We start from the raw sequence: 24755 nt of genomic DNA, 5'->3' as shown, positions 1-24755 counted from the left end.
CTAAAAGCTCAGGAATCCCATGTCGGATCGTTACGAACTCTTCCTTACCTGCCCGAAAGGCCTTGAAGGCCTTCTCCTTGAAGAGGCCACCGGCCTTGGCCTTGAGGAAGCTCGCGAGCATACCTCGGCCATTCGTGGTACTGCAGATATGGAAACTGCCTACCGTCTGTGTCTCTGGTCGCGCCTTGCCAACCGCGTATTGCTGGTGCTCAAACGCTTCCCGATGAAGGATGCCGAGGACCTCTACCACGGCGTACTGGATGTTGACTGGCAGGATCACATGGTGCCGGACGGCACCCTGGCGGTGGAATTCAGCGGCCATGGTTCAGGCATCGACAACACGCACTTTGGTGCGTTGAAGGTCAAGGACGCCATTGTCGACAAATTGCGTACGCCAGCCGGTGAGCGTCCTTCGATCGATAAGATCAGTCCAGACTTGCGTATTCATTTGCGTCTGGACCGTGGCGAAGCCATTTTGTCGCTGGATCTGTCTGGCAGCAGCCTGCACCAGCGCGGGTATCGCTTGCAGCAAGGCGCAGCGCCCCTTAAAGAAAACCTTGCGGCAGCCATTTTGATTCGTGCGGGCTGGCCGCGCATGGCAGCCGAAGGCGCCGCGCTGGCTGACCCTATGTGCGGTGTGGGCACATTCCTGGTTGAGGGTGCGATGATCGCGGCGGACATGGCGCCCAACCTCAATCGCATACATTGGGGGTTTGATGCCTGGCTCGGCCATGTGCCTGCAATCTGGAAAAAACTCCATCAGGAAGCCACAGAGCGTGCTGAAGCAGGCATGTCCAAGCCGCCGTTGTGGATTCGTGGTTACGAAGCTGACCCGCGATTGATCCAGCCTGCCCGCAATAACATCGAGCGTGCCGGGTTGAGCCACTGGATCAAAATTTACCAGGGTGAAGTCGCGACGTTCGAGCCCCGCCCGGATCAGAACCAGAAAGGCCTGGTCATCTGTAACCCCCCTTATGGCGAGCGTCTGGGTGACGAAGCGAGCCTGCTCTATCTCTACCAGAACCTCGGCGAGCGTCTGCGTCAGGCGTGCTTGAACTGGGAGGCCGCAGTATTTACTGGCGCTCCGGATCTGGGCAAGCGCATGGGTATTCGCAGCCACAAGCAGTACTCGTTCTGGAACGGTGCCTTGCCTTGCAAGCTGCTGCTGATCAAGGTTGTGCCGGATCAGTTTGTGACAGGTGAGCGTCGCACTCCCGAGCAGCGTCAGGCGGAGCGGGAGCAGGCTGAGTCCGATCTGCCGTCCAACATTGAGGCGCCGGGTAAATACGAGAAGTTCAACAAGAACGGTAATCCGATCAAGCCGGTTCCTGTTGTGATCGAACAGCCGCGATTGAGCGAAGGCGGGCAGATGTTCGCCAACCGTCTGCAAAAGAATCTCAAAGCGCTGGGTAAGTGGGTAAAGCGTGAAGGCATCGATTGCTACCGTGTTTACGATGCAGACATGCCTGAGTACTCGATGGCGATTGACCTGTACCACGACTGGGTACACGTTCAGGAGTATGCAGCACCTAAATCCATCGATCCGGAAAAAGCCTCGGCGCGTATGTTCGATGCGCTGGCGGCCATTCCGCAGGCACTGAACGTCGATAAAAGCCGCGTGATCGTTAAGCGCCGTGAACGTCAAAGCGGTACCAAGCAGTACGAACGCCAAAGTGCTCAAGGCAAGTTCACCGAAGTCAATGAAGGTGGCGTGAAGCTGCTGGTCAACCTGACGGACTATCTGGACACAGGCCTGTTCCTTGATCACCGCCCGATGCGCATGCGTATTCAGCGTGAGGCTGCCGGCAAGCGCTTCCTTAACCTGTATTGCTACACCGCAACTGCCAGTGTCCATGCGGCCAAAGGTGGCGCGCGCAGCACTACCAGCGTGGACTTGTCCAAGACCTATCTGGACTGGGCACGTCGCAACCTGTCGCTCAATGGTTTTTCAGACAAGAACCGTCTGGAGCAGGGCGATGTGATGGTCTGGCTGGACGCGTGCCGGGAAGAGTACGACCTGATCTTTATCGATCCACCGACCTTCTCTAATTCCAAGCGCATGGAGGGCATCTTCGATGTCCAGCGCGACCACGTGCAATTGCTGGATCTGGCCATGGCGCGTTTGGCGCCGGGGGGCGTGCTGTATTTCTCGAACAACTTCCGCAAGTTCATTCTTGATGAGCATCTGGAAGCGCGCTACGCGGTAGAAGAAATCACGGCCAGCACGATTGATCCGGATTTTGCGCGCAACAGCAAAATTCACCGCGCGTGGAAAATCACTGCGCGTTGACGGCCTCTTTGTCATTTCTTAGCGCAATGACAGATGCAGTACACACAAAAACGCCCCGGTTCTTGCGAGCCGGGGCGTTTTTTGTGGCAGGTAAGAGACCCGCTACTGGGCGATGGAAACTGCGTTATTCGGCACTTGCGGCTGGCGATAAAGGTCCAGCAATACTTGGTCGAGAACTGCAGAGGCACCCCATGGGCGTGGGTCATTGAGAATGGCGACCACGGCCCAGGTGTTGCCATTGCTATCGCGGCTGAAACCCGAAATGGCCCGGACAGTGTTGAGGGTGCCGGTCTTGATGTGAGCCTGTCCGTTCATGGCGGTGGTTTTCAGGCGTTTGCGCATCGTGCCGTCCTTGCCGGCAATGGGCATGGAGCTGATGAACTCGGCAGCATACGGGCTCTTCCATGCGGCCTGAAGCATCTGGGCCATTTCACGTGCGCTGACTCGCTCGGCGCGAGACAGGCCCGAGCCATTCTCCATCACCAGGTGTGGTGCGGTGATGCCTTTCTTGGCCAGCCACTGACGAACCACCCGTTGTGCTGCTTTGGCATCATCGCCATCTGCATCGGTGCGGAACTGCGCGCCCAGGCTCAGAAACAGCTGTTGAGCCATGGTGTTGTTGCTGTACTTGTTGATGTCACGAATGATTTCGGCCAAGTCGGGCGAGAAAGCGCGGGCCAGTACTTTGGCGCTTTTAGGCACCGAACCCTGACGGTCCTGTCCCAGAATGCTGCCGCCCAGCTCTTTCCATATCGCGCGAACTGCGCCTGCGGTGTACGTTGCGTGATCAAGCAGCGACAGGTACGTCTGCGAGTTGCAGCCTTCTCCCAGCTGGCCAGTGACGGTGACGACCACCGAGCCGTCCGGCTGCGTCACCGGGTTGTAGCGCACGTCCCCCGTGCATTGCTTGGCGTTGACGGCTTTTACCTGGTTATCCACGCGGATGCTGGCAATCGGCGGCTCAACCGATATCAGGACCTTTCCTGAATCATTGCGTGCAACAAAACGCAGCGCCTTGAGGTTGACCATCAGCGCGTCGGGTTTGACCAGGAACGGCTTGTTCTTGTCATTACCGTCGTCGTCAAACACGGGCAATTGTGGTTGTTCGAAGAAGCTGCGATCCAGTACCAGATCGCCCGTCACCTGCTGCACACCATTGGCGCGCAGGTCGCGCATCAATAGCCAGAGCTTTTCCATGTTCAGCTTGGGGTCGCCACCGCCTTTAAGATAAAGGTTGCCTTGCAGGATGCCGTTGCTCAGCGTGCCATCGGTGTAAAACTCGGTTTTCCACTGATGGGTAGGGCCGAGCATTTCCAGCGCCGCATAGGTGGTGACCAGCTTCATGGTGGACGCCGGGTTCATAGAGACGTCGGCGTTGAAAACAGTCGGTACGCCGGGACCGTTGAGCGGTAGCATCACCAACGACAGTGCGTTGTTTTGCAGCTTGTTGGTTTTAAGGGCCTGTTGAACCTTGGGCGACAGGGTGGTGTTGACGGGGGCGGCGTTGGCCCCAAAGGCGAATGGCAGCATCAGCCCGGCAAGAAACAATGGACGTAAAGACTTGATCATAAAAAGTAATACCCTACAGGCGAGGGGGAAAATACGAGGGCATGATGAAAAGATTCCCTCAATGGTCATGAAAGTGACGGCATTATGCCCCAAGGTCGTCAGGCTTGGGCATTGCCGTGATACATACATCCACTGATTAAATGCACAAAACGATGAGCCGTCCACACTGAACCGGGCAAGTGCAGCTCGAAACTGGTAAAGTGCCGCCGTTATTACTTAAGAGGATTGTTCAATGGCTACTAATCGTTCCCAGCGTCTGCGCAAAAAGCTGTGCGTTGATGAATTTCAGGAGTTGGGTTTTGAGCTGAACCTGGATTTCAAAGAAGACCTGTCGGATGAAGCTGTCGATGCTTTCCTCGATGCGTTCTTGAAAGAAGCCATGGAAGCGAACGGCCTTGGTTATGTTGGCGGCGACGACTACGGTCTGGTTTGCCTGCAGAAGCGTGGTTCGGTCAGCGAAGAACAGCGTGCCGCTGTTGAAGCCTGGCTGAAAGCTCGTCCAGAGCTGACCAGTGTTGAAGTGAGCCCGCTGCTTGACGTTTGGTACCCGGAAAAGCCAATCAATCCGGTAGCCTGATGTTGTGCATGGAGGCAGCCTGCATGGCTGCTTCCATGCTGTTGCCCTGCAACATTCTCTAGCCCGTTCGGGCGTCAGATAAAAACCCTCGATCTTCTTTGCTCGCCCTGCGTGTATGTATCCGCGCGCGCATATTCCTGCGCAGGTTAGGCGTTAAGACCGTGCCTGTTGATCAGTCATCAATGCTTTCAGGTATCCAAAAAAAAGGACAAGGCATACGCTTGTCCTTTTTTTCAGGGTTTAGCACATCAGTCGTAGATGACCTTTTTCTTCCAGTCGGCATCCGCTTCGTCAGTTTTCAAACCTTCAGTCAGCTCATTGACTTCATCTTTTGCCGGCTCAAGCTTGGTGAGTACGAGCGAGTTGGCACGCGCCAGTTGCTCCTCCATTTCCTTCAGGGCGTTGCTGTACAGGGCAGGCTCAGGCTGTTTGCGCAGGTACTGGGCGCCGCGCTCATAGGCGAGACGTGCCTGGCCAGGCTGATTTTGCTGGAAAGCCAGTTGCCCAAGGTTGTTGAAAAATTCGATGTGCAGCACGACCAGTAAATGGCGGATCTCTTTGATCCAGCGCTTGGCTTCGTTGGTAGGCAGAAAGCCATCTTGCACCGCGCGGGTGATTTGCCCGTGCAACGTTTCCAGCAGAAAACGCACGTCTTTTGCTTTGGCTTCAGTCAGGATAGGGCCGGGCGGGTTATTGACCGGAATCGATTCACCTTGGCCCACCAGTGCATTCAGCTCGGCAATGCGTGCCTTCACAGGCGCGCTGTTCTTATCCAGATGCAGCAGGCGCTGGCACGCATTGAGTTCCAGGCGCGTCAGCAAGTGCTTGAGGCCGGGCGACATCAATTGGCCCGGGAATGTTTCGCTGACTTCGCTACAGCGACGAACGCGGTCAGTCAGTTCAACCTTCAGGCGCGCCTTTTCCAGTTTGTTGTTTTCCACCACATGGTTCATGTAACCGATGGCGATCAATAGGACGATCCCGGCTACTACAAGCAGGGTGATCATGGATGGCGTCAACGTGAAAACCTCTTTGGATGGTCAATGGGCTTTATTTGGGTGTGGCAAACAATCTTGAAGGTAATAGCTCTCATCTATAAAGAGGCAAAAGTGTGGGATGTGGTACAGAGTGCCACTATTGTCCGCTGCCAACTATAACTCCTTGTAGGATGTCGGAATATAGGCGTCAGGACTTGGGCGCTAGACGGCGTAAGAAAAGTCCTGAAGATAGGGGAAGTCATTGATTTCAATATATTTTCATATTGGGGTTGACGACTTCCAAAACCATCCCTAGAATGCGCGCCAATTGCAGCGTAAAGCACACAGCCAAACGCAGTGACCAGTGAAGTTGTAGCGTGTCCCCTTCGTCTAGTGGCCTAGGACACCGCCCTTTCACGGCGGTAACAGGGGTTCGAGTCCCCTAGGGGACGCCAATGCGGGAATAGCTCAGTTGGTAGAGCACGACCTTGCCAAGGTCGGGGTCGCGAGTTCGAGTCTCGTTTCCCGCTCCATTTTTAAGCAGCTTCGCTCTTGAGCGGGGTTGAGTGAAAGCCAAAACAATAACTTCGGTTAATGTAATTGGCACTGAAACATACAGCGTATGTTTTGGGCAACGTCCCCTTCGTCTAGTGGCCTAGGACACCGCCCTTTCACGGCGGTAACAGGGGTTCGAGTCCCCTAGGGGACGCCATTATTGCGGGAATAGCTCAGTTGGTAGAGCACGACCTTGCCAAGGTCGGGGTCGCGAGTTCGAGTCTCGTTTCCCGCTCCAAATTTTGTTTTCTGGAGCTACGCACAGTTCAGAAAGCATAAAAAGATCAGCCGAGGCTGATTTTTTTTGTGTCACCAGCAGCCCTGCCTTCGGGTGAGGTTGAGTGAAACGCCAGAGCAGCAACTTCGGTTAATGCAGTTGGCACTGAGACATACAGTGTATGTTTTGGGCAACGTCCCCTTCGTCTAGTGGCCTAGGACACCGCCCTTTCACGGCGGTAACAGGGGTTCGAGTCCCCTAGGGGACGCCATTATTGCGGGAATAGCTCAGTTGGTAGAGCACGACCTTGCCAAGGTCGGGGTCGCGAGTTCGAGTCTCGTTTCCCGCTCCAAATTTTGTTTTTTGGAGCAACGCAGTTTCAAAAAACACAGAAAAGCAGCCCGCAGGCTGCTTTTTTTGTGCCTGCGATTTATGGGGCGCTGCCGAACCAGTGAGGGGCGCACCCTCATAACAGTCAAATAAGTGTTCACATATTTAAGCGTCACCTCCCGCTGGACGGTATGACTGCTAATGTTGGACATATCCCCCTGTTCAGTCAGTACTGACCTGAACCTTGCGTCAACTTCGTTGTTCAAAGCCAATAGCGCTCCGATCACGCCGACACCACACAACAAGAGAATCTGTATGAACAATCTGAAAAAGTGGCTCAGTGTCCCGCTTCTAGCGTTTGGAATCATGACACAACCCGTGTCGGCACAAAGCCAGGCTACACCGGTTCACTTCGCTGATCTCACGTGGGAAAGCGGCAGTTTTATCACTGAGGTGCTGCGCCAGCTCACCGAAAAGGGCTACGGCGTCAGCACTGACACATTGCCAGGCAGCACGGTCAGCCTTGAAGCCGCCTTGGCCAAAAATGATATCCAAGTGATCGGCGAAGAGTGGGCCGGGCGCAGCCCCGTGTGGGTCAAGGCCGAAGCTGAAGGCAAGGTCTTTGGCCTTGGCGATATTGTGAAAAATGCCAGCGAAGGGTGGTGGGTGCCTGAATACGTGATCAAGGGTGATCCGGAAAAAGGCATCAAGCCTTTGGCGCCCGAGCTGAAATCCGTCAGCGATCTGGCGCGCTACAAAGACGTTTTCCGCGATCAGGAAGACCCGAGCCGCGGACGCTTTCTCAATAGCCCCAGTGGTTGGACGTCTGAAACCGTTAACAGTCAAAAACTCAAAGCCTACGGGCTGGAGAGCGATTTTGTGAATTTCCGTACGGGTTCCGGGGCTGCGCTGGATGCCGAAATTAGCTCTTCGATCAAGCGCGGGAAGCCGGTGCTGTTCTACTACTGGTCCCCGACCCCCTTGATCGGCCGCTACCCGTTGATCAAGCTGGAAGAGCCGCCCTTTAATGCCGAAGCTTGGAAAACCCTGACCGACGCCAACGATCCGAACCCCAAGGGCACACGTTCACTGCCTGCAAAATTGGCAATTGGCGTTTCTGCGCCCTTCAAATCCCAGTACCCGCAGTTGGTTCAGTTCTATGAGAAAGTCGACTTCCCGATCGACCTGCTGAATCAGACACTGGCGCAGATGAGTGAAAAACGAACCGAACCGCGCAAGGCCGCCGAGGCGTTCCTGCGTGAACAGCCGCAGATCTGGGAGCGTTGGGTAACCCCTGAAGCCGCGCAGAAGGTTAAATCGGCGCTATAAGCCGTCTATTTCTCAGAACAAGAGCCGTGCATGTTTCCTGAAAATCTGACGTTCTCCATCGCCGGCTGGGTTAACAACGGGGTCGATGCGCTGGTAAGCAATTATGGGGATGTATTTCGCAATATCTCTGACACATTGCTGTGGGCCATTATCAACCTTGAACACCTGCTGCGCCTGACGCCGTGGTGGCTCATGCTGGCCATTGTCGGAGCCATTGCCTGGCATGCCACTCGCAAAGTCTTCAGTACGCTGTTGATTGTCGGCTTGCTGTTTTTGGTCGGTGCAGTAGGGCTGTGGGACAAGCTGATGCAAACCCTGGCGCTGATGATGGTGGCCACTGTGATTTCGGTGCTCGTCGGTATTCCCTTGGGCATTCTTGCCGCGCGCAATAATCGTCTGCGAGCGGTGATGATGCCGTTGCTCGACATCATGCAAACCCTGCCGAGCTTCGTGTACCTGATCCCGGTGCTGATGCTGTTCGGTCTGGGCAAAGTACCGGCCATTTTTGCCACCGTCATTTATGCAGTCCCGCCGTTGATCCGCCTCACCGATTTGGGCCTGCGCCAAGTGGATCGCGAAGTTATGGAGGCAATCAATGCCTTTGGTGCCACCCCGTGGCAGCAACTGTTTGGCGTGCAGTTGCCGCTGGCCTTGCCCAGCATCATGGCCGGGATCAATCAGACCACCATGATGGCGTTGTCGATGGTGGTGATCGCCTCCATGATTGGCGCGAGGGGATTGGGCGAAGATGTTCTGGTGGGCATTCAGACCCTCAACGTCGGCAAAGGACTGGAGGCAGGGCTGGCCATTGTGATTCTCGCCGTGGTGATTGACCGCATCACTCAGGCCTACGGGCGCCCCCGGCAGGGAGAACGTAAATGAGCCTAGCGGGCGTGAATAAAATTGAAGTCCGGCATGTGTTCAAAGTGTTTGGCAAACGTGAGAAAGAAGTGCTTGCCCTTCTTCGGGCCGGGATGAGTAAGGAGCAAGTCCTGGCCGAGACCGGCTGCGTAGTGGGCATCAATGATTTGTCGCTGTCGATCCAGGCGGGGGAGGTGTTTGTCATCATGGGCCTGTCCGGCTCGGGCAAGTCGACGCTGGTTCGTCACCTCAATCGGTTGATCGACCCCTCAAGCGGGCAGGTTTTGGTGGATGGCGAAGATATTCTTCATCTCGACATGCCAGCGCTGCGTCACCTGCGTCGCCATAGAATCAGCATGGTGTTTCAGAATTTCGGCTTGCTGCCTCATCGAAATGTACTTGAGAACGTGGCTTACGGCCTCAAGGTGCGCGGCGAGAGCAAGGCACAATGGGATGAACGGGCGCGGCACTGGATCTCTGTAGTGGGGCTCAAGGGCTACGAGCAGGCGATGATTCATCAATTGTCAGGCGGCATGCGCCAACGTGTAGGACTGGCGCGGGCGCTGGCCACCGATACTGACATTATTCTGATGGACGAAGCATTCAGCGCCCTCGATCCACTGATCCGGGCCGAAATGCAAGATCAGTTACTGGCGTTGCAGCGGTCGCTGAAAAAAACCATCGTCTTTATCACCCACGACCTGGACGAGGCGCTGCGTATTGGCAATAGCATCGCCATTCTCAAGGACGGGCAATTGATTCAGGTCGGGACCCCAGATGACATTCTGCGTGCGCCGGCCGATGACTACGTGGACCGTTTTGTAAAGCGGCGTCGCACGCACGCGTGAGTCAGGGGTAATCAGCTACCGCAGAGGAAGGCGGTGCATTGCGTTTAATGAAAGAAAAGCCCGGTCCATGCAGGTTCGATGGGCTGGGCTTTCCTTAACACGTCAATGCAATGGACGCCCGATGAAGACCTTCTCCTCAACCCCCGGCTTAATCTCCCGTTTCAAGGTGCTGGGCAGTTTTAATGCCCAGGATTTCCCGCCACGCCCGACGCTTTATACCGTGCTTGCTGCCCAACTCAACGATTCGCTGGCCGAAAAGTACGGGGGGCTTGGCCTTGATGTCACAAGTCTGCACCTCGCAGAACCCTGGCCCATCGCGACTGCCTTGCTATCACCTCAAAGCACAACGCCCCAGCGTTATCGATTGATGTCCCCAGTGGACATGCTGGTCCAGTGTTTCATCGATAAACGCCCCATCAGTCTGATCCAGGGGGTGCACCGACTGACGGATGAGACCACTGAATACGATCCCCATCCCTTGGCGGTGCACATGGATGACCTGCAAACGGCTATCAATGAGTGCGCACCCTTGTTGCCCGAAATCTGGCAATGCGCTTTGACGCAGTTTTGGAGCGTAGGCAGTACTGGCGTTTCGCCAATTCTGTGGCTGAGCCAAGTGCTGCAGACAAGCCTTAGCTCAACATTGGCTCACAATCATCACGTACCGGCCTTGAGCAATGATCAAGCTGTCTCATTGGCGGTGGTGGCGAGTTTTGCGGACAGTGAACAGCGCCAAAAAGGCACGGAAGAGTCCCCTGTGCATGCCTATCTGGTCAACATTCAGGCGCTTAAGGCGCCGGGGGTTGAACGCTTTCAAGCGCCGGGCGAAATGCTTGTTTTGCGGCAGATGAATCAACGCGAGTTGGTGATGAGCTACTCCCTCAACACAGGCATCCTTGCATATGAGTCGCTGCATGATTACGGCACACGGCTCGCCCGTCGTCTGGAAGGCCAGTTGGGGCGCCGGGTGTTTTCATGGGGCTTGAACGAACCCCAGGGAAATATTTTTACCGCGCAGGCTTACACGCTGCTGGATCAACAGTTACGCGACTTGAGTGACCTTGGGCAAACGGCACAAGCTGAACGCTGGAGCGCCTGGCGGCTGGAGCGCAAGCTGGACGACGCTGCGGGAATGTTCCCTTTATTCAGTCAGGAGGATCGCCCCTGGCTCGATCATGTCATGACCAAACTGCCTTCGTGGCTCAAGCAGGCGTCTGCGCAGCACCAATTGGCCTATAGCAAACTGATCATTGCTCAAGCCCTGTCTCAGCAACAATCTGCGGGCAAAACGTTTCTTGATGAGATCGAAGCATTGCCGGTCTATGCCGGGCAACTGATCCAGAAACGGCTTGAGATCGATCACCCCCACTCGGGGGTGGATATTTCCAGGGTGGAAATTCATGACCAGGGGGTTGAGGTGCTGACATTGCCGATCTTTACCGATGACCGGCTGTCTTTGATCGACTTTGTGTTGAGCTATCGAGGGGGCTGGCCGATCGGGCTGATTGGTGTTGAAGGGCGCGACGGCACCGTTTTGCCCGGCTGGTTTACCGCCGATTACGCCCGACAGTTAGTCGACGAGCTGGATGTCGGTACTCAGTACATTGCGCAGATCAAGCGTTTGCTGGTTGATGACGCGCAGGAAGTTGCGCGACGCAAAGTGCTATTCAAATCGCAAGTAAGTGTTCAATTGCCCATGTTCGCGCTGGAGAAGCTTATCAAGGGCGAAGCCGGGTTGACCGAGCATGGGTGGGCGGTTCTGCTGCGTTTGATGCGTCCCGATGGCAACGCGACCTTCGATAAAGGTGACTTTTGTGTACGGCCTTTAGGCTTTATAGCGTACGAAGGCGCACCGACCCATTATGTCGCCAACATGTTCATCCTCGGCCCGCGTGATATCGAAAAGGGTCCCTTTATCCTTTACCAGCCCTTCGCAACGGAGCCTTTACTGCAGGTTGAATCATGGCCGGCGCTATTGGCAGCCATCATTGAGTCCGAAGACCTGAACTACAGCGTGCTGCAATGGCTGGAAGACGACGCGCGAGGTTTTTACGCTGACGGAGGGTTTGCCCGGCCCCATCTTGAAGGTGTCTTGCTCGAAGGCTTTCTTGCCCTGTTACCGCGCAGCCCCGCGGCATTGAGTACACAACCTGTGGTGGGCGATTACTTTGACGTCTTGTTTACAGCTCATGCCAATGCCTTGATGTTACTGGCCGACAAGCAAACCGTGACGGTCGCTGAGCGACGCTGGTTGTTGGTCAAAAAAGCAGGCTGGGCGTTATTTAACGGGCTTACTTTCTTTGTCAGCGGGCCGCTGCAAAAAGCGGGCTGGTTACTTCAAACCTTGCTCAGTATTGATGGCGCCTTGCATGCTCGTCTGAGCGCTAATAAAGAAGCCGCGCGCGAATCTGTCATCGACTTGCTGATGAACGTCAGTCTGGCGTTGCTGCAAGAAGGGTTGAGTTTCAGGGGGCAAGCCAACGACCGGCGGCGTCTCAATGTGCCTGCGGATGAACCCTTGTTTTCGCGGTTTGAAGAAGGGTTTGCGCGGCCCCCCAAACCGGCCATTGAGCCACTGATGATGCCACGCAGAAACCCTGACCTGAGCCCAGCGGCTGTGCAGGACTATTCGGCGCTGGAAGTGACTTGGTTCAGTGGTCAGCAGCGTTTGACCCCCGCGCAACGCCAAGCGCTTGAAACATTTGAAGTGCACACCGACCTGTCGCAGGCCACCCGTATCGAGGTCGGCGCGTTAGCGGGGGTCATGACCCATCAAGGGCAGTCTTACGTGCGCATTGCCAGCAGCACCTATGCCGTCGCGCGTGATGCGCAGGGGTTGAGAATTCAGGATGCGCGTCAACTCGATCGCTGGGGTCCCCGTCTGGTGCGCGATGAAACGGGGCGCTGGGCACTGGATCTGCGCCTCGGCTTAAAGGGTGGCGGTCCTAAAGCGCGAATCAAGAAGCTGCGCGAGGACAGGCAGAAAAAAGTCGATGAGTTAACGCGCCAGGCTGACACCCTCAAAGGGCTCATTCAGGAAAAGGCGCGCGTGCTGAGTGTGACTCAAGGCTTGCTCGAAAGCGCAACCGAACGCAAGACCGTGTTTCTGGAGCGTTACCACCAGGAATTCGAAAGCTGGCGGCTCATGGTCCACGATTTGATTAACCTGTTGACCAAGGCAGAAAGTATTGCCCCTTCAGAACCACGTGCGCAGAGAATCCAGGGCTATTGGAGCAAGTTGGCGTTGAATCATTTCAAGTTGCAAAACTTTTACGAGCAGGTGCGCCAGGCCCTTCCTGTCCATAACTCTCAAGAGGACTTTCTCGAGAAGTTGATCGATGTAGTCAAAAAATTGGAGGCTGGGTCAAGCGATGTTTACGAAAAGTGGGTTCAGCAATTGGAAAAAGCCCAGGAGATTGAAGGGAAGTTGTTCCATAACGCCGTCGAAGAGGCACAAGCCCTGAACCATGTTCATGCACGTCCCCTGCCCAAGGACAGCGCACTCCGGGAATTCAAGAACAGAGAAGATCATGAGTATTTCGATCGCCATTGGTCTGCCGTGTATTTAGAGACTTTGTGCGAGTTAGTCATCCGGCGGGGAGGGGTTAACATGTCCCCGGAAGAACAGCATGCCTACAGCTTTTTTGCTAAAGCTTCTCTGGTCGACACGGCGTGGGCGCAATTGAGTTTGCGAATGGAAAATCAGCTATTTAGCAAAGACCATATTGCCTTGTTGGATCGGGCGATCGAGCACTACTACGCGGCCGAAAGCTTGTGCGTGAATCTCCTGAGTCTGGAGTCTGAACATTTTCGAAACCAGTATTTGGCGCCCATCATGCAGGTGATCAGACACTTGAGAGAATTTGCTGAAAACCAGCTGGAAAAAGTCATCAGAGACTCCGAAAGCTCATCGTCTGAGTTTGAAGAACCCCGACCGGGGCCTAGCCGTCTGGCTCACGTTGAGCAAAGAAAAAAAGCGGAGCCGTCCCGGCCTGCACAACACGTGATCGAAACGACGACTCATCAAGTGCTTGTGGGCGCCTTGCGAGACCCCGCCGAGGGCACCTCCGGCGACATCGTCGAGGTCACCGAAGGCTTTGGAAGGATGACGGTTCATGCGTACAAGCAAGTTGAAGGCGGAACCTGGGAGGAAATCACTCAGTTGCGGCCTGGCGTGCAGGTAGCGACTCAGTCCAGAAACCTGGCGCGACTGGAGGCTGATGCTCGGCGCTTGCTCGCCAAAGTCGAGGGTGCGATTGAAAGCAGCCGCTCCAGCGCTGCCATTTCAAAAATCCCGGTAGAAATCGAAGAGATCCTCGAATTTAAAGGCAAGAGTCTCGATGAGGTTGCCGTTCAAATAGATGTGATCTTGATGAACTCCAGCGCTGAACCCGAAATACTGACCGGCACCCGTCAGCGCGCCGCGCAGGCGTTGAGTGAGGAGTTGAAGGCTGCGGCGATCCGGTTGCGTTCGGTCGGGAAAACGTTACGCGTGGGCATGATCAAGCGTTTGCCTCCGACGGGGCCTAATGTGGATTACTTGAACACTCAAAAAGAAATCAGCATTCGGCGCTTGGGTGAGCGCACGTTTTTGTCCCGTGGGCAGCGCAAAGACTACTTGCAGGAATACGTCATCAATGACACAGACGGGCGCGCATTGTGGTACGCGCACTTTCATTACAAAGCACTTGAGACGCCGGCCGCGGCGTTCGATGTGGCGCACCTGAAAACCGCAGCCCAGCGTCGATTGAGCGAACAGACACTTTATTCGAGGGCGGGTACGTCCCAAGAGGTCATCGAGGTCTACCGGGCCAAACTCGATGCAGCACTGGCTCAGCGTTTGTTTTTGTCGATCCCCTAGCATGGCAGGGCGCCGCGCAGGCGCCTCAGTCCATGGTGTAGCGAACGGTGAGTACGCCTTTCTTTTCTTTGATCGACAGGATGGGGACAGATTTTAATTGCTTCAACGAGCTGACATGGGTGCCGGCGCACGGGTAGACGGGCAGCTCGCCGAAGCCGATGAAACGTTGCTCGGCCTCCATGCGCGTCACCCGCGGCAAGTCCGCTTCGATCCATTGCTGGAGTTGCTCCTCGACCTGTTGCGCCTGCAGTGGCTGAGGGGCTTGGCCCGGCACGAAGCTGACCCGGCATTCACCCGGCCAATGATGGGCTTTACTGGGGATCCAGCCTGCGCGTTCGCCACAGACGCCGATCAAATGACCGGCCGAATGCAGGCGGGTATTCAAAAGGCGCCGTGTTTCATCGACGCGGGCTTGGGTTTCCCCTGTTTGTACGGCGGCTTTGACGACATGCACCAACGTGTCGTCCCCATGGAAAACCCTGATCACTTCGCTGTCGCCGATCCAGCCCGTGTCGCTGGGCTGCCCGCCACCCTGAGGGTGGAAAGGCGTCGTACTCAGCTCCACCGCAAACCCATCGTCACACGGGGCGCAACTGAGCACCTCGACCTGAGCAGTAAGGCCATCTTCGGTAAAAAACAGGCGTGGGGTCATGGCGAGGTTCCTGAAAAACGTGTTTTTGAAGTATAAGGACGTCACGTTGGCGTGATAATCCCTTCAATTTTCAATGGACCTGTGCGTTGTGAGCATCAATCTACCGTTGTCTTTGTTGGCTGAAATGGCGATTTTTGTGAAGGTGGTTGAGGCCGGGAGCTTTTCTGAGGCAGCGCGCCAACTGGGTACATCGCCCTCTGCTGTGAGCCGCAGCATTGCCCGGCTGGAAAAGGCACTGGCCATCCGCGTATTGCAGCGCACCACCCGTAAATTGCGCCTGAGCGATGGCGGCGAGGAGGTGTATAAGCGTTGCCGGGATGTAGTGGGTGCGGCGCAGTCGGTCATGCAAGTCAGTGGACGTTTTACCCAAGAGGTGGAAGGTCTGGTACGCGTGAGCGTCCCCAAGGCCATCGGCCGCTACGTGATTCACCCGCATATGCCCGAGTTCCTGCGTCGCTTCCCGCACGTGGATGTGCAGTTGGTGCTGGAAGACCGGTATGTAGATTTGATTGATGGCAATGTCGACTTGAGCCTTCGTGTTACAGAGCAGCCCGCGCCAAGCCTTGCAGGGCGGCAATTGTTTGTGATCGAGCAACTGCTGTGCGCAACGCCACAATATCTGGCCGAGCATGGCGTCCCGCAACAGCCTGAAGATCTTCGCCATCACAGTTGTATCTGCCTGGGCGAGACCCCGGCCGATGCGCGGTGGAAGTTCAAACAGGGCAGCAAAGCAGCGGTTGTGGGCGTAAAAGGGCGCTACGCTGCCAATCACACGGGGGTGCGGCTGGATGCCGTGTTGCAGCATATCGGGATTGGAAGCCTGCCGTATTTCACCGCGCGGGAGGCGCTTGAGCAGGGGCTTATTGTTCAGGTGTTGCCCGAGTGGGACTTTATTGCGTCCTACCACGGCGGGGTGTGGCTCCTGTACGAACCGACCCGCTACTTGCCACCGAAATTGCGCGTGTTCATCGACTATCTGGTTGAGCGGCTGGCACAAGAACCGAGTCGACCGCTAGCCGCCTCGCGCCTGGATCGCGACCCCTGACTAAGCTGCGCAAGGTTGCGATGCTCAACAGAGTCGACGCATCGCTCGCCGTGGCAGGGGGCCTGAAACGGCGACGCAAAAAAAGACCCGCGCGGGGAACCGGGCGGGTCTGGTGTCTTGTGTGGCGCCGATCAGTGTTGAGGGCTGTCTTCGGCTGTCGGCAATGCCATGAACTGCTTTTCCTGATTCCAGTCGAACGGCTCACCGTTTTCTTCGGCCTCATGACGGCGCTCTTCAAGCGCCTGGTACATGTCCAGTTCTTCATCGGACAGGAAGTTGAAGCAGGCACCACCGAAGTACCACAGCAGGTCGCGAGGCACGAGGTGGGCGATTTGCGGGTAGCGTTCGATCACCTGGCACATGATGTCCTGGCCCAGGTACTGGCTTTCAATCGGGTCGACCGGCAAAGCGCTGCGCATTTCGTCGAAACGTTCGATAAACAACGCGTGGCTTTCTTCGGGGATCTGCTCGGCATCACCGACAGCAACCAGAATGCTGCGCAGAATGTCGAGCAACACGAGGTTGTGGTTGAGATCGTTGGTGGCCATTGCGGTGTCCTCTAAAGCAAAACGGGCGCGGGAGTATAAAGCCCCGCGCGCCCGCTGTCGTGCTATCGAATTTTCCCCTCGCTGTGAGTGAGCTCCTCTTTCGAGAAATCATCAACATCAATTACCCTGCGCCGTGCCGCCTCGGCATCGCGCAGGGTTTGCGCTTCGGCCGGTTGCAACACGCCAGCACTGAGCGCGGCATCAATTGCATGCTCCCCCGCAGCCGGTTTGACGTGCCCGCTTTTTAGGCCCTGATGAAGCGTTTTGAACAGCGGCTGGGCAGCGGCCAGCAGTTCACTGGCATGTTGCAACGCGCCGACCGGATCATCGGCCGATTGCGGGCGATAGCACCCGGCAAGTACTGCTTCCAGCGTCGGGTCGCCCTTGGCGCGTCCCAGTACGGCGGCCACCTCGGCGTCCAGCGCATCGCTGGGCCCGGTGTGACGTCGGCCAAACGGGAACACCACCCCGCGCAGGAGGAAACCCAGCGTGCGGCTCGGGAAGTTTTTCAGTAATTCATCCAGCGCCCGCTCTGCATGCCCCAGGCTTTCTTCCATGGCCCAGGTAAACAGCGGATTCAGATGTTCCGGTGAATCAAGGTCGTGATAGCGCTTGAGGGCCGCGGAAGCCAAGTACATATGGCTGAGCACATCGCCCAGACGCGCCGACAGGCGTTCGCGGCGTTTTAGCTCGCCGCCCAGCAGCATCATGCTCAGGTCGGCCAGCATCGCAAACGCCGCGGCCTGGCGGTTCAAGGCGCGGAAATAGCCTTGGCTCAACGTGTTGCCCGGTGCATGTTCGAAGCGACCCAGGCCCAGATTCAACACAAAGGTGCTCGCAGCATTGCTGACGGCAAAACCGATATGTTTGAGCAGCAGGTCATCGAATTCGTGCAGGGCCTGTTCATGGTCCTCGCGTCCGGCCAGTGCCATTTCCTTTAAGACAAACGGATGGCAGCGAATGGCACCCTGGCCGAAGATCATCAGGTTGCGCGACAAAATATTTGCGCCTTCCACGGTGATGAAGATCGGCGCACCTTGCCAGCTGCGGCCCAAGTAGTTGTTGGGGCCCATGATGATGCCTTTACCGCCGTGCACGTCCATGGCGTGGCTGATGCATTCGCGGCCACGCTCGGTGAGATGGTATTTGAGGATGGCCGACAGTACAGACGGTTTCTCGCCCAAGTCGACGGCGTTGGCCGTCAGCATGCGGGCGCTGTCCATCAACCAGGCATTGCCGCCGATTCGGGCCAGCGCTTCCTGAATGCCTTCGAACGCGGCGAGGGGCACATTGAACTGTTCGCGCACCTGGGCATATTGGCCAGTGACCAAACTGGTGAACTTTGCAGCTCCGGTGCCCACCGCCGGGAGGGAAATCGAACGGCCCACCGACAGGCAGTTCATCAGCATCATCCAGCCCTTGCCGAGCATCTCCTGCCCGCCAATCAGATAGTCCAGCGGAATGAACACGTCTTTGCCAGCGTTGGGGCCATTCATGAACGCTGCGCCCAATGGCAGATGACGTCGGCCAATCTCGACACCCGGCGTGTCGGTCGGAATCAACGCGAGGCTGATGCCCAGGTCTTCTTCCTCACCCAACAAGTGGTCAGGGTCGTGCGCCTTGAATGCCAAACCCAACAACGTGGCGACCGGGCCGAGTGTGATGTAGCGTTTTTCCCAGTTCAGACGCAGGCCGATGACCTCTTGGCCTTGCCACTGGCCTTTGCAAATAATCCCGGTATCGGGCATGGCGCCTGCATCCGATCCGGCAAGCGGGCCGGTAAGGGCGAAGCACGGGATGTCGTCACCCCGGGCCAGACGAGGCAGGTAGTGGTTGCGCTGTTCATCCGTGCCGTAGTGCAGCAGCAATTCTGCCGGGCCGAGGGAGTTGGGCACCATCACCGTGGACGCCAGGTCGCCGCTGCGGGTGGCGAGTTTCATGGCGACCTGCGAATGCGCAAACGCCGAAAAGCCTTTACCGCCGAACGCTTTGGGAATGATCAGTGCAAAGAAGCCGTGTTGCTTGATGTGCGCCCAGGCTTCGGGGGGTAAATCCATGCGTTGGCCGATGTCCCAGTCCGAAACCATGGCACACAGTTCTTCGGTGGGACCGTCGATGAACGCTTGTTCTTCCTCAGTCAGTTGGACTTTGGGGTAGGCCAGCAGTTGATTCCAGTCGGGACGACCGCTAAAAAGTTCGCCATCCCACCACACGGTGCCTGCATCAATGGCGTCGCGTTCGGTCTGCGACATGGGCGGCAAGGTTTTTTGGAACCAACTGAACAGTGGCGCGGTGAACACCTTGCGCCGCAGGTCAGGCAGTAGCAACAGCGCGGCCGGTACCGCCAGCAGAATCCAGAAGATCCCCAGCAGCCAGCCCGGTGCGTGGCTGAACAGGCCCATAGCCAGTAGATAGACCGCGACTATGCCCATGGCGGGCAGCGGGGCAACGCGACGGTGCGCCAACCAGGCGACGCCTACGATTAAAACCACAATCCACAACAACAGCATATTTAATCCTCCGTGAAACCAGTGGCGCGAACCTGTTAGAGCTTAGTCGCAAGTCGTGTTCGGGGTGCTATGGATAGTGACCTCACCCGGGAGGCGGAGTTCGTCCGGCGAGGTTAGACTCGTGCAGCGTCTATCAATCAGGAGTTGAGTCATGCTGAAAGTGTGGGGTCGCAAGAATTCATCTAATGTCAGAAAAGTCCTGTGGTGTGCCGAAGAGTTGGCGCTGCCCTACAGCCGTGAGGAGGCCGGTGGCGCCTTTGGTGTCGTCGATAGCCCAGCATACCGAGCGCTAAACCCTAACGGTCGGGTGCCCATGATTGAGGACGACGGTTTCGTGCTATGGGAATCCAACGCCATCGTGCGTTATCTGGCTGCGCGTTACGGTTCAGACACAGCGTGGTATCAAACTGATGTATGCGTGCGCGCACAGGCGGACAAGTGGATGGACTGGACCACGTCGACGTTTGCAGGCCCTTTCCGCGATCTGTTTTGGGGGATTTTGCGGACTCCGGCCGAGCAGCAGGATTGGGTGCTGATTAACGCTGCACGTAAAACATGCGCAGAGTTATTGTCGATTGTGGATCAGGCGTTGTCGGAAAAACCTTATTTGTCAGGTGATGAAATTGGCATGGGTGACATTCCGCTGGGCTCGTTCATTTATGCGTGGTTTGAGATGCCTATCGAACGCCCGTCGATGCCGCATCTGGAAGCGTGGTACGAGCGCCTGAAACTGCGCCCGTGCTACCGCCATGCGGTCATGACCGCGTTGACTTAATACCCACTATTAATACGGGCGACTGTACTTGTGCGTCGAGGCCAAGCACCATGCTGCTTGCGTGTCGAACGTCTATGACAGACGGCTCGCCCTTATTTACACCTCCTATTCCCCCATCTTGGTGCGTAATCAGATATGAGTTCCGCTCTGTCCATACGGCAGCTAACCAAAACCTACGGCAACGGTTTCCAGGCCCTGAGTGGTATCGATCTGGATGTTTCTGAAGGTGATTTTTTCGCATTGCTCGGCCCCAATGGCGCCGGCAAATCCACAACCATTGGCATTCTCTCGACACTGGTGAACAAGACCAGCGGCACTGTGAATGTGTTCGGGCATGACCTGGACCGCGAACCCGCCGCCTTGAAGCGTTGCATCGGCGTGGTGCCCCAAGAGTTCAACTTCAACCAGTTTGAAAAAACCTTCGACATTGTCGTAACCCAAGCGGGCTATTACGGCATCGCACCAAAAGTCGCCAAGGAGCGCGCTGAGAAATACCTGACCCAACTCGGGTTATGGGACAAGCGCGACACGCCGTCGCGCTCTCTGTCGGGCGGCATGAAGCGCCGTTTGATGATCGCCCGCGCCCTGGTGCACGAGCCTCGCCTGCTGATCCTCGACGAGCCGACCGCAGGCGTGGACATTGAGCTGCGTCGTTCGATGTGGACCTTTCTTACAGAGCTGAATGAGCAGGGCACTACCATCATCCTCACTACTCATTACCTGGAAGAGGCTGAGCAACTGTGCCGTAACATTGGCATCATCGATCACGGCACCATCGTTGAAAACACCAGCATGCGTCAGTTGCTGGGCCAGTTGCATGTCGAAACCTTCCTGCTGGACTTGAAAACCCCGTTGCAGGCGGCCCCGCATCTGATCGGCTACCCAAGCCAGTTGCTCGACAGCATGACGTTGGAGGTTCAGGTGGACAAACAGGTCGGCATTACCGGCTTGTTCACCCAGTTGGCTGCACAGCAGATTGAAGTTGTGAGCTTGCGCAATAAAACCAATCGCCTTGAGGAGTTGTTTGTGTCGTTGGTCGAGAAAAATCTGGCGAAGGTGGCGATATGAGCTCGGAGCTGCGCCCCAATCTGATTGCGCTGAACACCATTGTTTACCGCGAAGTACGTCGTTTCATGCGCATCTGGCCGCAAACCCTGCTGCCGCCAGCGATCACCATGGTGCTGTACTTTGTGATCTTCGGTAACCTGATTGGCCGACAAATCGGTGATATGGGTGGTTTCACCTATATGGAGTACATCGTGCCGGGCCTGATCATGATGTCGGTGATCACTAACGCCTACGGCAATGTGGTGTCGAGCTTTTTTGGCAGTAAGTTCCAGCGCTCTATTGAAGAATTGATGGTATCGCCAGTGTCGCCGCATACCATCCTGATCGGCTACACCGTGGGCGGGATTCTGCGAGGCTTGATGGTGGGCGTGATCGTGACCTTGCTGTCATTGTTCTTCACCCACTTGCAGGTGCATCACCTCGGGTTAACGGTGGCGGTTGTGTTGCTGACGGCGACCATCTTTTCGCTGCTGGGCTTCGTCAATGCCGTATTTGCACGTAATTTCGATGATATTTCGATCATTCCGACGTTTGTGCTCACGCCGTTGACCTATTTGGGAGGCGTGTTTTATTCGATCTCGTTGCTGCCGCCGTTCTGGCAGACGGTGTCGATGGCCAACCCGGTGCTGCACATGGTGAATGCCTTCCGCTACGGCATTTTGGGGGTGTCTGACATCAAAATCAGCGTGGCCCTGACCTTTATGATGGTGGCGACCGTGGTGTTGTACATCTTGTGCGCCCGATTGCTGGTTAGCGGTCGCGGCATGCGTCAGTAACACGCTTTGCGCTTTGCAAAAGACCCCGTAAGGGGTCTTTTTTATGGGCGATTGTTTTGTCGGCGTTTCCATTGGCGGCTCACCCACCAGCGCCAATAGAGTTGGGTCAGGCAATAGGCGAGCGCGCCCAATACCACGCCGCATACCACAGAGCCCAGCAAGAATGGCTGCCAGAGGGTAGACAACTGCCCGCTGATCCACGCCCAGGTCAGATCGTCTGGCAAGGTACGTGCCGGCACGTCCATCAACCAGGCGCCAAGTTTGTAGGTGCAATAAAACACCGGTGGCATGGTAATCGGGTTGGTCAGCCATACCAGACCGACCGAAATGGGCATGTTGCTGCGCACGGTAATCGCGAGGAACGCTGCCAGGAGCATCTGAAAAGGCATGGGGATGAACGCGGCGAAGATGCCCACGGCCATGGCGCGGGAAACCGAGTGGCGGTTCAAGTGCCAAAGGTTCGGGTCATGCAACAGGGTGCCCATAAAGCGTAAGGATTTGTGTTCCCTGATGCTTGCCGGGTCTGGCATGTAACGTTTGAACAAACGCCGTGGCATGGGCCTCTCCCTGGGGTCAATGGGGCAGTATGCCCAAATTCGTACCTGTGCCTATTCAGACTTTGTGACAATTATTAAAGCGCGGTAGGCCCGGATGAACTAATCCGAGAGGAAAGGAATTTCTGGGCTGGCTATGTATACAGGGATGTCAGGGCTGGCGCTGGGCTTGATGGCGTTGCGTTATTTGCCGGTATTGCCGCCGGTGTGGTGCTGGGTGCTGTTGTTCGGCCTGGGGCTTGGCTTGCTGTTTTTTCGCACGTACCCGCTTGGATTGTGCCTGCTGGGGCTGGTGTGGGCGTGCGTACAGGGGCAGTCGGCGCTGGATGACCGCCTGTCGGATGCCCTCGACGGGCGTACCCTGTGGATTGAGGGGCAGGTGACAGGTCTGCCGCAACGCACAGCGTCTTACGTTGCTTTTGAAATCGGGAGCCCTGTGTCTCGTCGAGCTGATCTGCCGCGCACGATTCGGGTGAGCTGGCAGGACGGGCCGCCCGTTAACAGCGGGGAGCGCTGGCGTCTGGCCGTGAAACTGAAAAAGCCGCGAGGGCTGCTTAATCCTCAGGGATTTGACTACGAGGCGTGGCTGCTTAGCAAACGGATTGGCGCAACCGGAACGGTCAAGGATGGGCAGCGTCTGGCTGCGGCTTCCTATGCGTGGCGGGACGGGCTGCGTCAACGTTTGCTGAGTGTCGATGCCCATGGTCGGGCACCGTGGTTGGCGGCGTTGGTGATGGGGGATGGCTCCGGTCTGGAGCGCGAAGACTGGACGCTGCTACAAACCACGGGCACGGTGCACTTACTGGTGATCTCGGGTCAGCACATCGGGTTGTTTGCCGGGTTGCTCTACGGGTTGATTGCGCTGCTGGCGCGGTACGGCCTTTGGCCGCGAGGTTGGCCATGGCTGCCTTGGGCATGTGGCGTGGCGTTTGTAGGGGCTGTCAGTTATGGCCTGTTGGCCGGATTTGAAGTGCCTGTGCAGCGCGCCTGCGTGATGCTGGGGCTGGTGCTGTTATGGCGCCTGCGCTTTCGTCATTTAGGTGTGTGGCTACCGTTTTTGCTGGCGTTGAATGCAGTCTTGCTGGTGGAGCCGTTAGCCAGCCTGATGCCGGGTTTTTGGCTTTCTTTTGCAGCGGTTGCCGTGCTGATTTTCACCTTCAGCGGGCGTTTGGGTGCATGGCGTCTATGGTCAGCCTGGACAAGGCCCCACGGGCTGATTGCTTTGGGGCTGTTTCCCGTGATGTGGGCCTTGGCGTTACCCGTGAGTGTGACCGGGCCTCTGGCAAATCTGGTAGCTGTGCCGTGGATCAGCCTGCTGGTTTTGCCTAGTGCGTTGCTGGGCACATTTTTGCTGCCCGTGCCCTGGCTCGCAGAAGGGTTGCTCTGGGTGTCAGGTGGTTTGCTTGACGTGCTGATACGCGGTTTGACCTGGCTTGCTGGGACGTTCCCTTCATGGCTGCCGCCAAACGTGCCCGTCGAAATTTGGGCGCTGGCGGCGGCCGGGACAGTGATGCTGTTGTTGCCTGCGGGCGTTACGTTGAGGCCGTTGGGTTGGCCCTTGCTGGCATTGGCAATGCTGGCACCACGTGAGCAGGTTCCCCACGGTCAGGTCGAGGTCTGGCAGATAGATGTTGGTCAAGGGTTAGCGATGCTGCTAAGAACCCGTCACCACACCGTGCTGTATGACGCAGGCCCCAAATTCAGGGACCTGGATCAGGGAGAGCGGATCGTCGTGCCGTTCTTGCGCTCGCAAGGTATCGGCCAACTGGACTTGATACTGATCAGCCATGCTGATGCTGACCATGCAGGCGGTGCGCTGGCGGTCCAGCGCGCGCTGAACGTCAATCAGGTGATCAGCGGCGACGTACCGGGTTTGCCTGCTCAGCTTCAGGCTCGACACTGCGCCGCGGGGCAAGGCTGGGAGTGGGACGGTGTACGCTTTTCACTCTGGCAATGGGCGGATGCCAGCAACGGTAACCAGAAGTCTTGCGTGCTGTTGGTGCAGGCTGGCGATGAGCGGCTATTGCTGACCGGGGACATCGACGTGCAGGCTGAGCGAGCCTTTTTGCGCAGCCCTTTGGCGATCCCCGTGCAATGGTTGCAGGCCCCGCACCACGGCAGCCGCACCTCGTCATCCCGGGTGTTTTTGAATACGCTGTCTGCGCAAAATGTCCTGATATCGCGTGGTGCTGGCAATAGTTTTGGCCACCCGCACCCTCAGGTACTGGCTCGCTACCGGGCGTTGGGCATGACGGTGCTCGACAGTGCAGAACAAGGCGCCGTGCGTTTCTGGCTGGGGGCAAAGGGGGCGGCCACAGGCGAGCGTCAACAACGCAGGTTCTGGCGCCATGACGGGTGACAGGGGTTTTGTGCGCGCCTGAGCGCCAGTCCAATCCTATGGTAGAGTGGCGCA

Annotated in this window: 17 protein-coding genes and 6 tRNA genes; 17 read left to right on the top strand and 6 right to left on the bottom strand. The window is 56.8% G+C overall.

Going from position 1 to position 24755, the window contains the following annotated elements; translation table 11 throughout:
• The first annotated feature begins 19 nt into the window (after positions 1-19).
• Positions 20-2290: a bifunctional 23S rRNA (guanine(2069)-N(7))-methyltransferase RlmK/23S rRNA (guanine(2445)-N(2))-methyltransferase RlmL gene (gene rlmKL, locus HBN68_RS17645; RefSeq protein WP_094995089.1), complete on the top strand. Its 2271-nt coding sequence runs from the start codon at positions 20-22 to the stop codon at positions 2288-2290.
• A 102-nt stretch (positions 2291-2392) separates the two neighbouring features.
• Here the strand turns inward: rlmKL and dacB are convergent, their stop codons facing one another.
• Complete coding sequence (gene dacB, locus HBN68_RS17640) at positions 2393-3859, bottom strand: D-alanyl-D-alanine carboxypeptidase/D-alanyl-D-alanine-endopeptidase (RefSeq protein ID WP_094995090.1); 1467 nt, start codon at positions 3857-3859, stop codon at positions 2393-2395.
• A gap of 232 nt (positions 3860-4091) precedes the next feature.
• Between dacB and HBN68_RS17635 the strand changes: the two genes are divergently transcribed.
• A complete protein-coding gene (locus tag HBN68_RS17635) occupies positions 4092-4436 on the top strand; it encodes a YggL family protein (RefSeq protein WP_048369844.1) in 345 nt (114 codons plus the stop codon).
• A 248-nt stretch (positions 4437-4684) separates the two neighbouring features.
• Here the strand turns inward: HBN68_RS17635 and HBN68_RS17630 are convergent, their stop codons facing one another.
• Positions 4685-5443 carry a hypothetical protein gene (locus tag HBN68_RS17630; RefSeq protein ID WP_094995091.1) on the bottom strand — a complete coding sequence of 253 codons (759 nt, stop codon included), beginning with the start codon at positions 5441-5443 and terminating at the stop codon, positions 4685-4687.
• A 349-nt stretch (positions 5444-5792) separates the two neighbouring features.
• On the opposite strand from HBN68_RS17630, the gene HBN68_RS17625 reads away from it, so the two are divergent.
• From HBN68_RS17625 to HBN68_RS17580, 10 genes are all read left to right on the top strand, one after another.
• A tRNA-Glu gene (locus HBN68_RS17625) sits at positions 5793-5868 on the top strand.
• A 2-nt stretch (positions 5869-5870) separates the two neighbouring features.
• Positions 5871-5946: transfer RNA gene (locus HBN68_RS17620), tRNA-Gly, on the top strand.
• 103 nt (positions 5947-6049) lie between these two features.
• Positions 6050-6125, top strand: a tRNA-Glu gene (locus tag HBN68_RS17615).
• A 5-nt stretch (positions 6126-6130) separates the two neighbouring features.
• Positions 6131-6206: transfer RNA gene (locus tag HBN68_RS17610), tRNA-Gly, on the top strand.
• Between the two features lie 174 nt (positions 6207-6380).
• Positions 6381-6456: transfer RNA gene (locus tag HBN68_RS17605), tRNA-Glu, on the top strand.
• Positions 6457-6461: 5 nt separating this feature from the next.
• Positions 6462-6537: transfer RNA gene (locus HBN68_RS17600), tRNA-Gly, on the top strand.
• Between the two features lie 293 nt (positions 6538-6830).
• Positions 6831-7844 carry an ABC transporter substrate-binding protein gene (locus HBN68_RS17595; RefSeq protein ID WP_169965517.1) on the top strand — a complete coding sequence of 338 codons (1014 nt, stop codon included), beginning with the start codon at positions 6831-6833 and terminating at the stop codon, positions 7842-7844.
• 30 nt (positions 7845-7874) lie between these two features.
• Entirely contained in the window at positions 7875-8726 is an 852-nt protein-coding gene (locus HBN68_RS17590; RefSeq protein WP_094994664.1) for a proline/glycine betaine ABC transporter permease, read from the top strand.
• Positions 8723-9553, top strand: coding sequence for a glycine betaine/L-proline ABC transporter ATP-binding protein (locus HBN68_RS17585; protein ID WP_169965515.1), 831 nt, complete (start codon positions 8723-8725; stop codon positions 9551-9553). The genes HBN68_RS17590 and HBN68_RS17585 overlap by 4 nt, the downstream gene beginning before the upstream one ends.
• A 121-nt stretch (positions 9554-9674) precedes the next feature.
• Positions 9675-14414, top strand: coding sequence for a DUF6543 domain-containing protein (locus tag HBN68_RS17580; RefSeq protein ID WP_169965513.1), 4740 nt, complete (start codon positions 9675-9677; stop codon positions 14412-14414).
• Positions 14415-14439: 25 nt separating this feature from the next.
• Here HBN68_RS17580 and HBN68_RS17575 read toward each other — a convergent pair whose 3' ends face one another.
• Positions 14440-15066: an alanyl-tRNA editing protein gene (locus HBN68_RS17575; RefSeq protein WP_169965511.1), complete on the bottom strand. Its 627-nt coding sequence runs from the start codon at positions 15064-15066 to the stop codon at positions 14440-14442.
• An 88-nt stretch (positions 15067-15154) separates the two neighbouring features.
• On the opposite strand from HBN68_RS17575, the gene HBN68_RS17570 reads away from it, so the two are divergent.
• A complete protein-coding gene (locus HBN68_RS17570) occupies positions 15155-16111 on the top strand; it encodes a LysR family transcriptional regulator (RefSeq protein WP_169965509.1) in 957 nt (318 codons plus the stop codon).
• Positions 16112-16242: 131 nt separating this feature from the next.
• Here HBN68_RS17570 and HBN68_RS17565 read toward each other — a convergent pair whose 3' ends face one another.
• Complete coding sequence (locus HBN68_RS17565) at positions 16243-16659, bottom strand: PA2817 family protein (RefSeq protein WP_094994667.1); 417 nt, start codon at positions 16657-16659, stop codon at positions 16243-16245.
• Between the two features lie 62 nt (positions 16660-16721).
• Entirely contained in the window at positions 16722-19169 is a 2448-nt protein-coding gene (locus HBN68_RS17560) for an acyl-CoA dehydrogenase (RefSeq protein WP_169965507.1), read from the bottom strand.
• 151 nt (positions 19170-19320) lie between these two features.
• Between HBN68_RS17560 and HBN68_RS17555 the strand changes: the two genes are divergently transcribed.
• From HBN68_RS17555 to HBN68_RS17545, 3 genes are all read left to right on the top strand, one after another.
• Entirely contained in the window at positions 19321-19944 is a 624-nt protein-coding gene (locus HBN68_RS17555) for a glutathione S-transferase (protein ID WP_094994669.1), read from the top strand.
• Positions 19945-20079: 135 nt separating this feature from the next.
• The gene (locus tag HBN68_RS17550; RefSeq protein WP_094994670.1) at positions 20080-21012 is read left to right on the top strand and encodes an ABC transporter ATP-binding protein; all 933 of its coding nucleotides are present in this window, start codon (positions 20080-20082) and stop codon (positions 21010-21012) included.
• Positions 21009-21788 carry an ABC transporter permease gene (locus HBN68_RS17545; protein ID WP_169965505.1) on the top strand — a complete coding sequence of 260 codons (780 nt, stop codon included), beginning with the start codon at positions 21009-21011 and terminating at the stop codon, positions 21786-21788. The genes HBN68_RS17550 and HBN68_RS17545 overlap by 4 nt, the downstream gene beginning before the upstream one ends.
• Before the next feature lie 41 nt (positions 21789-21829).
• On the opposite strand, the gene HBN68_RS17540 is transcribed toward HBN68_RS17545, so the two are convergent.
• Positions 21830-22345 carry a DUF2062 domain-containing protein gene (locus HBN68_RS17540; RefSeq protein ID WP_094994672.1) on the bottom strand — a complete coding sequence of 172 codons (516 nt, stop codon included), beginning with the start codon at positions 22343-22345 and terminating at the stop codon, positions 21830-21832.
• A 133-nt stretch (positions 22346-22478) separates the two neighbouring features.
• Here HBN68_RS17540 and HBN68_RS17535 point away from each other — a divergent pair, with 133 nt between their 5' ends.
• Positions 22479-24701, top strand: a complete 2223-nt coding sequence (locus tag HBN68_RS17535) for a DNA internalization-related competence protein ComEC/Rec2 (RefSeq protein ID WP_169965503.1) — start codon at positions 22479-22481, stop codon at positions 24699-24701.
• Positions 24702-24755 lie beyond the last annotated feature (54 nt).

This window comes from Pseudomonas sp. WS 5078 (assembly GCF_012985745.1).
Classification (GTDB): Bacteria; Pseudomonadota; Gammaproteobacteria; order Pseudomonadales; family Pseudomonadaceae; genus Aquipseudomonas; species Aquipseudomonas lundensis_A.
The sequence above is the reverse complement of the archived record's forward strand: the minus strand, read 5'-3'. Positions and strand labels throughout refer to the sequence as shown.